The sequence below is a fragment of the Aeromonas sp. ASNIH8 genome, from assembly GCF_002919855.1.
Taxonomy (GTDB): domain Bacteria; phylum Pseudomonadota; class Gammaproteobacteria; order Enterobacterales; family Aeromonadaceae; genus Aeromonas; species Aeromonas caviae.
Map to the genome: position 1 here is coordinate 1 of NZ_PQLN01000052.1, position 12,195 is coordinate 12,195.

The following is a 12,195-nucleotide window of genomic DNA, read 5'->3' on the forward strand; positions in this document are numbered from 1 at the left end:
CATGAATATCGACTGGGAGAAGCTCCGCCACAAGTAACGGAGCTAACAGGAGACCAGCAGATCATTTTGGAGGTATTGGGTGAGCGCTATCGGCAAATTTATTCCTAAATCAGGTGCGGAATGTCGGATGTAGGTAACATTATTCATCGTTACCACCCAACGCCTCATGCATGATGCTATCGAGCATCCCAAATTTTACTTTGAACGCCTCTTTCTGTTTTAAGAAACGTAGATATTTCCAAGTGGTGGACTCGTTTTTGTGTCCCATCCAGCCCATTAGCAGCTCCATACACTCCACGGCTGGAAAGTTGGCTTCCAACAGATCATTGAGACGATAGGTGCCGTAGGTGGAACGCAGATCATGAAAGCGATGTGTAAATGATGGATGAACCTGTTTGAGCTGAGTCCTGAACTCTGTCCAGCGAGCCTCGATGGATTTAGCGGTTACGGGATTTCCTTGGTTGCTGACAAAAAGTGGTTCGTGCTTTTTGCACCATTGAAGAGTATCTATAGCTGCTTGATGAAAAGATGCTTTAGGAGCGGTCAAGAGCTCAATTTTTTCGTAGAGTTTGGTTAAGCGTTTTAGGCGGCGCTCTGAGGCGCGATATTCATTCAACACTGCCAACAATTGCGCTGAGATTTCAATCTGTCTTGATTTACTATATTTGGTTTGAACACCAGTTACTTGTGGTGAGAGCAATAGTTCATAACGGTGTTGGCTTTCAGCCAGTGGCGTGGCCGTATTTAGAGCATCAATGGTTAATGTTGCGACTTCATTAATGCGTAGCCCAGTATCAATAGATAGCAGCACTTGTAAACGCAGTTCCTCTGCTGTTTGTGGTAAATGCTGGGTCAAGATAGCCAATGATTCACGACTTAATGGAGATAAGGGACGAACGTTTTTGCTGTTCGCGTCACGTGCGACTTTTATCCTCAAATCGCTGGTTTGCACGTTATAGGTAGGGGAGAGATGTGCCAGCATCCCTGTATTTTTGACAGAGACAAATTCAATTTTAAAGGGCGCTTCCTTCTCATTCTTGATTCTGAGGTAGCCATCGTGCATCAACCACTTGTAGTAATTCACTACATGGTTCATGCGCACACTGGCAGTGCTTTTTGCCAGCTCTTCAAGTTTGACTTGTTTCAATAAATGAGAGCGAAACTGGTATGTAGGCTTTAAACGCTTTACTGGCGGGAAGTGATCCCAAGTCAAGCCGTTATCTTCAAGGAACTGATAGTAGGCGTAAAGAGCTTTGGCACAAGAAGAGAGGTCTTTGGCTTGATTAATGGCCTTTTGATAGAACAGGTAGCTGTTCGCTTCGTGATTAAAGGTGCCATCCTGGGTAAACAGGGTGGGCAAGGAGCCAATGTTGCCACTGATGGGATCGCAAGACAACGCGCCTTGGGCATCGGTTTTAAGCTTAGTTTTGGTGCATACGTCTGCTGAAGAAATGAGATAGGACATAAATCTACCTAGAAGATGCCACTGACCATACATACAGTATAGACAGTGGCAGGCCCTTTTCCAGATTTACTTATGTGTGTGGGTTGCTTTTCCTACACCGCTACCTAAGGGTAACAAACTCTTCAGCACTGGTCGGATGGATGGCAACGCAGTTGTCGAAGTCCGTCTTGGTGGCCCCCATCTTCATGGCGACGCCGAAGCCTTGCAGGATCTCGTCCATGGCGAAGCCGATGCCGTGCAGGCCGACCACCTTCTCTTGCGGCCCGACGCAGACCAGTTTCATCCGGGTAGGCTGGCGATGCTGGGTCAGTGCCGAATACATGGCGGTGAACTGGCTACGGTAGACCTTCACCTGATCTTCACCGTATTCGGCGACGGCTTCCGGCTCGGTCAGGCCGATGGTGCCGATGGGCGGGTGGCTGAACACCACGGTCGGCACCAGATCGTAGTTGAGGTGCTCGCCCGGCTTGTTGTTGAACAGCCGCTCCGAGAGGCGGCGGCCTGCCGCGACAGCCACCGGGGTGAGCTGGATGCGGCCGGTGTTGTCACCGACGGCATAAAGGTTGGCGACGTCGGTGTTCTGGAACTTGTCGGTGGGGATGAAGCCCTTCTCGTCCAGGGTGATGCCGGTGGCAGCCAGATTGAGGTTGTCGGTGGCGGGCACGCGACCGATGGCCCAGATGAGGCAGTCCACGGTGAGGTGGCGACCATCTTCCAGTTGCAGGGTCAGGCTGTCGTCGGCGTTCTTGATGACGGCCTTGGGAATGGCGTGGGTGTGCAGCTTGGGCCCTTCCTGCGCCATGATCTCCACCAGGGTCTCGTGGATCATGGGGTCGAAGTTGCGCAGCGGCGCATGCTTGCGCACCACCAGATGGGTCTCGGAGCCAAGGGCCTGCATCACGCCTGCGATCTCCACGGCGATATAGCCGGCACCCACCACGGCAACCCGTTTGGGCTGGCTTTGCAGGTCGAAGAAACCGTCGGAGTCGATACCCAGTTCGGCGCCCGGAATGGTCGGGACCTCGGGGCGGCCGCCGGTGGCAATCAGGATGTGATCGGCGCTGTAGTGCTCGCCGTTCACCTCGACGGTATGGCTGTCGACGAAGCGGGCGAAGCCCTTGATGACGGTGATCTGGTTCTTGCCCAGCACGTTCTGGTAGGACTGGTGAATGCGCCCGATATAGGCCTGACGGGATTCGACCAGTCTGGCCCAGCTGAAGTGGTTGAGCGTGGTGTCGAAGCCGTAGTCGGCGCCATATTTCAGGGCATCGGCGATCTGGCCTGCATACCACATGGCCTTCTTTGGTACGCAGCCGACGTTGACGCAGGTGCCACCCAGCTCTTTGGCTTCGATCAGGGCGACTTTCTTGCCGTACATGGCTGCCCGGTTGGCCGAGGCGATGCCGCCGCTGCCGCCACCGATGGCGATGTAGTCAAAATGCTGTGCCATTGCGAGGTTCTCCGCTCGTTAAGAATGCAGTCACAGCATGATGGGGACAAAGCGGCCGGCCCACAAGAGCCGGTGCTCAGTTCTGCTGGATGGGCAGGCGAATGTGGAACTGGGCGCCCTGGCCCGGTTCGCTGGCGCAGTGGATGCGGCCGCGCAGCAGCTGGACCACCAGGTTGTAGATGATGTGAGTGCCGAGCCCGCTGCCACCCTGGCCCCGCTTGGAGGTGACGAAGGGATCGAAGATGCGCGGCAGTATCTCCGGGGGGATGCCGCGGCCGTTGTCACTGTAGTCGATGACCAGCTCGTCTCCCTGCTGCGCCACCTGGATGGTGATCTTTCTGGGCCTGTCCCAGCCATCGAAACCGTGATGGATGGAGTTGAGGATCAGGTTGGAATAGATCTGGGTGAAGCTGCCCGGGAAGGAGTAGATGCTCAGCTTGGGATCGCACTGGATGTCCACCTCGCACTGGGCCTTCTTGAGCTTGTAGCCGAGGGAGACCACCACCTGATGCAGGTTGTCGGCGAGGCTGAAGTTGTAGCGGGCCTCGGAGGACTGATCCACTGCCACCTGCTTGAAGCTGGCGATGAGTTCTGAGGCGCGTCTCAAGTTGCCTTGCAGCAGTTGCATCGACTCGTCGAGATTCTGGGTGAATTCGTTGAGGTAGGTGCGGGAGAGCTGCTTGGCCTCGATATGCTGCTTGAAGTCGGCCACCCGCTCCTGCAGGTAGGAGGAGGCGGTGACGCTGATGCCGATGGGGGTGTTGATCTCGTGGGCCACCCCGGCAACCAGAGAACCGAGCGAGGCCATCTTCTCCGACTCCACCAGGGTCTGCTGGGCCTGCTTGAGATCGTCATAGGCCTTGCCTAGCTGGTCGTTGGCATCGCTCAGGCTGCGGGTGCGTTCAGCCACCTTGCCTTCCAGCTGCTCGTTGAACAGGGTGATCTCCCGCTCCACCTTCTTGAGGGGGGTGATGTCATAGCCAAAGCCGATCAGGTACTTGAGGTTGGGCCCCTCGTAGAAGGGAGCGAAGGTCCACTGCAGTACCAGCTCGTTGCCCTGCTGGTCGTGCATGGTGATCTCCCTGTCCTCCAGGGCGCCCTGATCGGCCAGGGTGGCGGCCAGCTCGTCACGCTGCTCCTTGCTGACGAAGAGATCCAGCCAGTTGTGCTGCAACAGCTCCTGGTGGTGATAGCCGGTCAGCAGGATGGCGGCCGGGTTGATGCTGGCGATGTTGAGATCCGGCTCCATGCAGCAGATGACCATGTTGGCGGAGTTGATCAGGGTGGCGGAGAAGTCCCGCTCCTGCTGGAGCTGATCGGCGGCCTGATGGCGGGCCGTGAACTCGTCGTTCAGCCGGGTGCGCATCTGGTTGAGGGTGGCGGCCAGGGTATCGAATTCGTCAGGGGACTTGCGGGGCAGGGGGCGACCTTCCAGGGTCAGCTCCACCGCGAGGCGATCCAGGCTCAGTTTCTGGGCATAGCTGACGATGCGGTTGATGTGACGGATCACCAGATAGTAGATGATGACCAGGATGCAGAACGAGACGACCAGGGTCTTGATGGTCTGGCTGACCAGGATCAGCACGGATTTCTCGATGAGGCGCTGGTAGACCTGCTCCAGGGAGGCGGCGACGAACAGCTTGCCGACCACTTCCCCCTGGTAGCTCAGGGTGAACTCGCGGGAGATGTCGTATTGGGGCTGCTCCACCCCCTGGGTGAGCAGGGGCACTTCCGAATTGCCCAGCATCTCCTTGACCATGACGAACTGCATGTTGGGCAGGTTCATGATGCCCTCGATCTGCACCTTCACCTGCTCTTCATCCAGATTCCAGAGACTGGCCGAGATGGGTTGCAGGAAGGAGGCTTCGATCTGGCCGATGCAGGCCTCGATGACGGTCACATCCTTGTTGTAGTCCCAGGCGAGCTGAAGCACGGTGATGAGCAGTGCCAGCACCGTACTGCAGATCAGAATGTAGGAAAGCAGACGATAAGAGAGTCCGTTAAGGCCGACGGCCTTGGAGAAGATTCCTGACATGGCGTCCTTGCGGTCTGGATTGAGTGCGGTTTAGTTTAACTGCTTCATGGACTTATGTCGTGTGTCATCCAATGGATAAAAACAAGGCCCCTTTCGGGGCCTTATTTGTGTGGGCTGGGATCAGTGACCGCCCTTGGCTTTTGCCGGGATGGATTCGTCGAATTCCGGCAGCGGCTTGTGCTCGGATGCCAGGAAGGTGTAGATGACCGGCAGCACGAACAGGGTGAACAGGGTGCCGATGGCCAGACCCGCCACGATGACGATGCCGATGCTGAAGCGTTGTGCCGCCCCCGCACCCGAGGCATAGAGCAGCGGGATAAGGCCTGCGATCATCGCCGCCGTGGTCATCAGGATGGGGCGCAGACGGACCTTGGCTGCCTGCATCACGGCTTGCATCCGGTTCAGACCATGGAGCAGCTGCTCCTCCTTCGCCACCTCGCAGATCAGAATACCGTGCTTGGTAATCAGACCGACGAGGGTGATGAGACCGACCTGGGAGTAGATGTTCATGGTGGCCATGCCCCACGCCAGGGCGATCAGCGCGCCACTGATGGCCAGCGGCACCGACACCATGATGACCAGCGGGTCACGCACGGATTCGAACTGGATCGCCAGCACCAGGAAGATGATGGCCAGGGCCAGGGCGAAGGTGGCGTAGAGCGCATTCCCTTCGGTCACGAACTGGCGGGCTTCCCCCATGAAGTCGTAACGATAGCCTTGGGGCAGCTTCTCTTCCGCGGTCGCCTTGAACCAGTTGATCGCATCCCCCATGGCCACGCCCGGTGCCGGCACGGCGCCGATGGTGGCGGAGTTCAGCTGGTTGAAGTGGGGCAGGGCACGGGGCTCTCCCTTCACTTCAATCTTGATCAGGCTGCCCAGCGGGATCGACTTGCCGTCGGCGGCACGCACGTAGTACCCCTTGAGGGACTCGGGGTTGAGACGGAACTTGCGCTCCACCTGCGGGATCACCTCGTAGGAGCGGCCATCCAGGTCGATACGGTTGACGTAACCGTCCGCCATCATGGTGCCCATGGTGATGCCGATGTCCTGCATGGTGATGCCGTAGGCACCCGCCTTGTCCTTGTCGATGCTGATCTTCATGGTGGCCGAGTCGTAGTTCAGATCGAGATCCGAATAGACGAACTGGCCGTTGGCCTGGGTTGCCGCCAGCATCTCACCCGCGATCAGGAACAGGCTCTCGAAGCTGTTCGGGGTGGTGATGACGAACTGGATGGGCAGACCGCTCGACGCCCCCGGCAGTTCCGGGAACTGGAAGGTGGTGATGGCCATCCCGGGGATGTCCTTCACCAGACCGGCGACCCGGTCCAGCACCTCTTTCTGGCTCGCTTCACGCTGGCTCCAGGGCACCATGGAGGCGATACCGAACGCCTGATTGGAGTTGAACACCCCCGAGAAGACCTGGGAGTAAGCGATCTCCGGCTGGTCGTCCAGGACTTTGTTCACGTCCGCCATGGTGTTTTCGATGTAGTCCAGGTTGGCGTTGGAAGGCGCCGTCCCCAGCACCGCCATGACGCCTTTGTCCTCGGACGGGGCCAGCTCGCTCGGAATGAACTTGAACAGCAGCGGCAGGCTGGCGAACACGATGACGGCAAACAGGATGACCACGATGCGCTTTTGCATCACGGCATGGAGCATGGCGTCGTAGCGGGCCGTCATCCGGTCCAGCAGATCGTGTACGGTACGCTCGAACTTGCCGGGCTCCTCGTTGGCCCTGAGCATCTTGGCGCACATCATGGGCGACAGGGTCAGGGCGATGATGCCCGAGACGAACACGGCGCCCGCCAGGGTCAGCGCGAACTCCTTGAACAGGGAGCCGGTGATGCCCCCCATCAGGGCGATGGGCGCATACACCGCCGCCAGGGTGACCGTCATGGCGATGACGGGCACGGCGATCTCCCGGGTACCTATGATGGCGGCCCGGAACGGCTCTTCCCCTTCCTTGATGTGACGGTCGACGTTCTCCAGCACCACGATGGCGTCATCCACCACCAGACCGATGGCCAGCACCATCGCCAGCAGAGTCATGAGGTTTATGGAGAAGCCGAACATGTCCATCATCATCACCACGCCGATGAGGCTCAGGGGAATGGTGATGATGGGGATGATGACCGCCCGGAACGAACCGAGGAACAGGGTGATCACCACCAGTACGATGGCGGCCGCCTCCAGTATGGTCTTGATGACCTCGTGGATGGATTCGTTGATGGCGATGGTGGAGTCATACAGGACGTTCACCTGCATGGTGCTCGGCATGTTGCGCTTCAGGCTCGGCAGCAGCTCCAGCACATCGTGGGCGATGTTGATGGGGTTGGCTGTCGGGGCTGCGTTGATGGCCAGAACTACGGCCTCGCGGCCGTTGGCGCTGGCGCGATAGATGTCGTGGCTCTTCTCCAGGGAGACCTTGGCGATGTCGGAGAGACGGATCACCTTGCTGTCGCGGGTGGCGACCACCAGACGCTTGAGCTCTTCGATGTTGCCGACCTGGGTCTCGGCGTTGCCGTTGAACAGGGTGAAATAGCCGGTGGCCTGGCCGGTCGCGGACTGATAGTTGTTGCTGTTGAGCACCGTCATCACGTCGCTTGAGGTCAGGTCAAAGGCGGCCATCTTGGCCGGATCCAGCCACACCCGCAGGGCGAATTCGACACCGCCATACAGATCCACCTTGGAGACCCCGCCCACGGTAAACAGCTGGGGCTTGATGACCCGCTCCAGGTAGTCGGTGATCTGGCTGGAGTTGAGCTCCGGGCTGGTGAAGCCCATGTAGAGCACCGCCGTGGTGGAGCCGGTGGAGGAGGTGACTGAAGGGTCTTCCGCCTCTTTGGGCAACTGGGAACGCACCGAGTTGACCTTGGCCAGGATGTCGGACAGCGCGGCGTTCGGATCGGTGTTGAGCTTCATGTACGCCGTCACCGTGGAACTGCCCAATTGGCTCGAGGAGGTCATGAAGTCGATGTTGTCGGCCTGGGCGACCGCCTGCTCCAGGGGCTGGGTGATGAAGCCCTGGATCAGGTCCGCACTGGCGCCATAGTAGCTGGTGTTGACCGTGATGACGGTGTTGATCACCTCGGGGTATTCACGCACCTGCATCTTGAAGATGGCCTGGAAGCCCAGCAGGGCTATCAGGAAGCTGAGTGAGATCGCCAGCACAGGCCGTTTTATGAATATGTCAGTAAATCGCATCGCAGCTCTCCGCGCTTACAGCATCGGGGTTTGTGCCGGAACGGCAAGGGCATCGTTCTCGACCACGTGCACCTTGGTATCGTTGCTCAGGCGAACCTGACCCGACAGCACGATTTGATCGCCAGCCTTGATGCCGGACAGCACATGGACATCGTTGCCACGACGCTCACCTGCCTTGACCACCACCTGCTTGGCGCGTTTCACGCCGTCAGCCTCGTGAATGACGTAGACGTTCTCGCCATAGAGGGTGAAGGAGATGGCGGACTGCGGGATCACGATCTGGTCTTTCACCGTGGGCAGTATGATGCTGGCGCGGGCGAACATGCCGGAACGGAGCTGGCCGTCGTTGTTCGGAATGTCTGCCTGCACCTGGATCAGGCCGCTCTGATAGTTGACCGCGGGCTCGATGGCCGTGATCTGGCCGTCAAACTGGGTCTGGGGATAGGCATCCACGTTGATCTTGATGGTCTGTCCCAGGGTGATTTTGGAGATATCGGTCTGGGGCACGGTGAAGCGCAGGCGCATCACGCTGGTGTCTTCGAGGCGCACAATCTGGGTACCCGGTTCCAGATACTGGCCGAGGAAGACGTTGCGCAGGCCCACGGCACCGCTGAAGGGGGCTCGCACCTCACGACGGGCGATGGTGGCCTTCAGACTGTCGATGTCCGCCTCCAGGGAGCGGTAGCTTGCCTCGGCATCATCCAGCTGGTCCCGGGAGATGGAGTTCTTCTGATAGAGGTTCTTGTAGCGCTCGAACTTGGCCCTGGCTGCCGGCAGTCTGGCCTGGGAGGAGTTCAGATTGGCTTTTTCCACACTGGAGTCCAGGCTCAGCAGCAGTTGATCCGCTTTGACATGTGCCCCCGATTCGAACCGGATGCTGTCGATGGTGCCTGACAGCTCGCTGGAGAGGGTGACCCCCTGGTTCGGCTCGATGAAGCCGATGGCTTCAATGGTGGGGACCCAGTCCTGCGCCTTGGTGACCATGGCGGTGACCGGGAACTCGGGCTCGGGCCGATTGGCCATGAACTCTGCAATCTTCTTCTGCTTGAACATATTGAAGCCGATGACACTGCCAAACAGGGCGAGTGCTATCAGCAACATGATGGCCATCCACTTTTTCATGAACAGGCTCCTGTGATGGAAACATTAGGGTTTAAAATGGCATTCCAGCTGGCCCGGATGACCGTCTCCAGCTGTTCCTGCGTCAATTCGAAATCGTGAACCCGGCGCTGCTGTGCCAGGTTGGCCACGCAATCCAGACTCAATGCTTGCAACACCAGAATGGGGAGATCGATGAAGAGTCCCTGTTGGCGTCCTTGCTCAAAGAAGCGCTCAAGTGGCGCCCACGTCGCCATTATGACCGGATCCCGCTCCAATTCAGCCCCCAATGGAGAACTTTCGTACTGCAATTTGCACTTGAGTGCATTGGGGTAGCTGGTGAAGATGGCATCGATGTTGAGCCAGAGGCGCCGATACTGCTCATAGGACACCTCTTCTATCTGCACACCTTCCATGACCAGGGGATGAAACTTGAGGATAGTGTGCTGATAGAGCTGGCGGATCAGGTCATCCTTGTCGCTGAAATAGCGATATATGGTACCTGCCGCCACCTTGGCTTTCTTGGCGACCACGGCAATGGAAAGGCCGTAGAAGCCCTGCTCGCCGAGGATCTCGTGAGCTGCTTCGAAAATGCGTTCTTTCTTATCCATGGTTATCAGAGGTCAACGACTGAATGAACGTTCATTCATTCTAGGTGGGCGCAAAGGCAAGTCAAGCATTGCCCATCATCTTTGACCCTATGGGGTGAGGGATTCAAAAAGTAGTGGGGAATTGCTGGATCCAGCCTGAACAAAACAAAAATAGTTGAAAAGGGTCGGAAGTGATTAAAAAACAGGCACTTGATTCTTTGTGTCAAAAAAAGAGTAGACAAGGTCGGCATCATCATCAATAATGCGCCCCGTTCGACAGCGTAGCGCCCGTAGCTCAGCTGGATAGAGCGCTGCCCTCCGGAGGCAGAGGTCACAGGTTCGAATCCTGTCGGGCGCACCATCAAAAGTGCGCCGGTTAAACGGGCGTGTTGAAGAACGAAAGCAGCTGTGGTGGCTGTAGCTCAGTTGGTAGAGTCCCGGATTGTGATTCCGGTTGTCGTGGGTTCGAGCCCCATCAGCCACCCCATTTTACAGCTTGTCAGGTACGCGAAGGTGGCGGAATTGGTAGACGCGCTAGCTTCAGGTGTTAGTGCCCCCCGGGTGTGAGGGTTCGAGTCCCTCTCTTCGCACCATACTTGCTGTATGACGAGGATGACCAGATGGTCATCTTTGTGTTTTTGGAATACCCCCTCGGTGATTAGCGCAGCCCGGTAGCGCATCTGGTTTGGGACCAGAGGGTCAAAGGTTCGAATCCTTTATCACCGACCACATTTGAAAACCCCGCTCAGGCGGGGTTTTTGCTTTTTGGCGTTTCTGTTCCGCTTTTTCCTGTCACGTCTTTTTACACTTCTTCAGGCGCCCGTTCGCCACGAGTTCGCTATGCTGGGGCCCGGAGCCGCGAGACAGGGGACGCTCGGGCACGGACCAGATACGAGGCCTATGCATCACCATATCACTTCTCTTCAACTCTCCGTGCTGGCCATGGCCGCACTGCTGCTGGGTGGTTGCGCCCTGCAGCCGAAACCGGATGATCTTCTGATGGGCGCCGCCCCCAAGCCAAAGGCCAAACTCGAGGCCACCTTGGTGACCAGTGGTGGCTTCTGCGTGACCCTGAGCGAGCAGGGCCGTCTGCTGACTCAGCCCTGCGATCAGCAACCGAACCAGTCATTCAGCTGGGATGTCGGCGCCCTGCAACTGGCCGGGGATTGCCTGGTCGCCAGAGGGGAAGATGGTCTGGGGATGGAGGTGTGCCGGGAGGAGAGCCATCAATGGCTGTGGCAGGGGGATCGTCTGTTCAATCGGCAGATGTCGCTGTGCCTGGATGTGGCGGGTCGCCGTCATAAGCCGGCCGTCCCCCTGCGCCTCGCCGAATGCTATGGCGGCGCCAACCAGAGCTTTGAGTGGACGCCATCCGGCACGCTGTTGAACCGTCTGATGCACCCGGCACTGGCGTGGTGACAAGAGGGCGAGAAACAAAAAGGGTGGTCACATGGGCCACCCTTTTTCTATCCGCGATGGGGATGCCTTATCAGCGGGTCTGGGAGGCGAACAGTTTCTCCAGATAGACGGCAACGCCATCTTCATCGGAAGTGAGGGTCTGTTCATGCTCTGGCAGGGCCTGTTTGAGGCGATCGTGGGCGTTGCCCATGACCACGCCGCGGCCCACCATGCTCAGCATCTCGAAGTCGTTCATGCCATCGCCAAAGGCCACTGCCTGGGACATCTCCAGGCCGTGCTGCTCCAGCACGGCGCGCACGGCATTGCCCTTGTGCACGCCGGCGTGCATCACCTCGAGGCAGTCAGGCAGGGAGAAGGTGACGTTGAGTCGATCACCATATTGCTGGTTGAGGTGCGCCTCTATCTTCAGCAGCTTGTCGTGGTCGCCGATGTAGAACACCTTGTTGACCCTGTCCTTCGGGTGGTTGGCCAGATCCGCCATGCGGTAGCTGAAGCCGGAGTCGTGATGGAACTGCAGCAACCAGGGCAGCTCCTCTTCCACCAGCCACTCGTCGCCGTAGTAGACGTTGATGTGGATGGACGGGTCGCGTTCCATGGCGATCAGCTCGGCCGCCACCGTGCTCGGTAGCGCCTGGTTGTAGACCAGTTGATCCTGCTTGTCGTGTACCACGGCGCCGTTGGAGGTAATGAGGTAGATATCCAGCCCCAGTGCATCGCGGATGCTGCGCACATCCACATGGTGACGGCCGGTGGCGACCACGAACTTGACGCCCTGGTCGACCAGGCGGTGCAGGGTATCCCGGGTGCGGGAGGAGATCTGGTGCTGCCCGTTGAGCAGGGTACCATCGAGATCGGACACAACTACCTTGAACATCATTACCTCGACTTCAATTGAACGCCGGGGGAGTGTACCCCAGCGTCTGCCGTCACCCCATTT

General features: G+C 58.2%; 8 protein-coding genes and 4 tRNA genes. 5 read left to right on the plus strand and 7 right to left on the minus strand.

What is annotated here, in order from left to right; all coding sequences use genetic code 11:
- Positions 1 to 139: 139 nt before the first annotated feature.
- From C3418_RS14045 to C3418_RS14070, 6 genes are all read right to left on the minus strand, one after another.
- Complete coding sequence (locus C3418_RS14045; RefSeq protein WP_103858744.1) at positions 140 to 1,465, minus strand: site-specific integrase; 1,326 nt, start codon at positions 1,463 to 1,465, stop codon at positions 140 to 142.
- Positions 1,466 to 1,565: 100 nt separating this feature from the next.
- Positions 1,566 to 2,915, minus strand: coding sequence for a glutathione-disulfide reductase (gorA, locus tag C3418_RS14050; protein WP_103858745.1), 1,350 nt, complete (start codon positions 2,913 to 2,915; stop codon positions 1,566 to 1,568).
- 76 nt (positions 2,916 to 2,991) lie between these two features.
- Entirely contained in the window at positions 2,992 to 4,950 is a 1,959-nt protein-coding gene (locus C3418_RS14055; RefSeq protein WP_103858746.1) for an ATP-binding protein, read from the minus strand.
- Positions 4,951 to 5,070: 120 nt separating this feature from the next.
- On the minus strand, positions 5,071 to 8,151 hold the full coding sequence (locus tag C3418_RS14060; RefSeq protein WP_103858747.1) for a multidrug efflux RND transporter permease subunit: 3,081 nt from the start codon (positions 8,149 to 8,151) through the stop codon (positions 5,071 to 5,073).
- Between the two features lie 15 nt (positions 8,152 to 8,166).
- Positions 8,167 to 9,273 (minus strand): efflux RND transporter periplasmic adaptor subunit, encoded by a 1,107-nt coding sequence (locus C3418_RS14065; RefSeq protein WP_039040661.1) that lies wholly within the window; start codon positions 9,271 to 9,273, stop codon positions 8,167 to 8,169.
- On the minus strand, positions 9,270 to 9,860 hold the full coding sequence (locus tag C3418_RS14070) for a TetR/AcrR family transcriptional regulator (RefSeq protein ID WP_042016162.1): 591 nt from the start codon (positions 9,858 to 9,860) through the stop codon (positions 9,270 to 9,272). Before C3418_RS14070 ends, C3418_RS14065 begins: the two co-directional genes overlap by 4 nt.
- 263 nt (positions 9,861 to 10,123) lie before the next feature.
- Between C3418_RS14070 and C3418_RS14075 the strand changes: the two genes are divergently transcribed.
- From C3418_RS14075 to C3418_RS14095, 5 genes are all read left to right on the plus strand, one after another.
- A tRNA-Arg gene (locus C3418_RS14075) sits at positions 10,124 to 10,200 on the plus strand.
- A gap of 50 nt (positions 10,201 to 10,250) precedes the next feature.
- Positions 10,251 to 10,326 (plus strand) — tRNA-His (locus C3418_RS14080).
- Positions 10,327 to 10,346: 20 nt separating this feature from the next.
- A tRNA-Leu gene (locus C3418_RS14085) sits at positions 10,347 to 10,432 on the plus strand.
- A gap of 59 nt (positions 10,433 to 10,491) precedes the next feature.
- A tRNA-Pro gene (locus tag C3418_RS14090) sits at positions 10,492 to 10,568 on the plus strand.
- Between the two features lie 171 nt (positions 10,569 to 10,739).
- Positions 10,740 to 11,258, plus strand: a complete 519-nt coding sequence (locus C3418_RS14095; protein ID WP_103858748.1) for a ricin-type beta-trefoil lectin domain protein — start codon at positions 10,740 to 10,742, stop codon at positions 11,256 to 11,258.
- Positions 11,259 to 11,328: 70 nt separating this feature from the next.
- On the opposite strand, the gene C3418_RS14100 is transcribed toward C3418_RS14095, so the two are convergent.
- The gene (locus tag C3418_RS14100) at positions 11,329 to 12,132 is read right to left on the minus strand and encodes a Cof-type HAD-IIB family hydrolase (protein WP_103858757.1); all 804 of its coding nucleotides are present in this window, start codon (positions 12,130 to 12,132) and stop codon (positions 11,329 to 11,331) included.
- Positions 12,133 to 12,195: the final 63 nt, after the last annotated feature.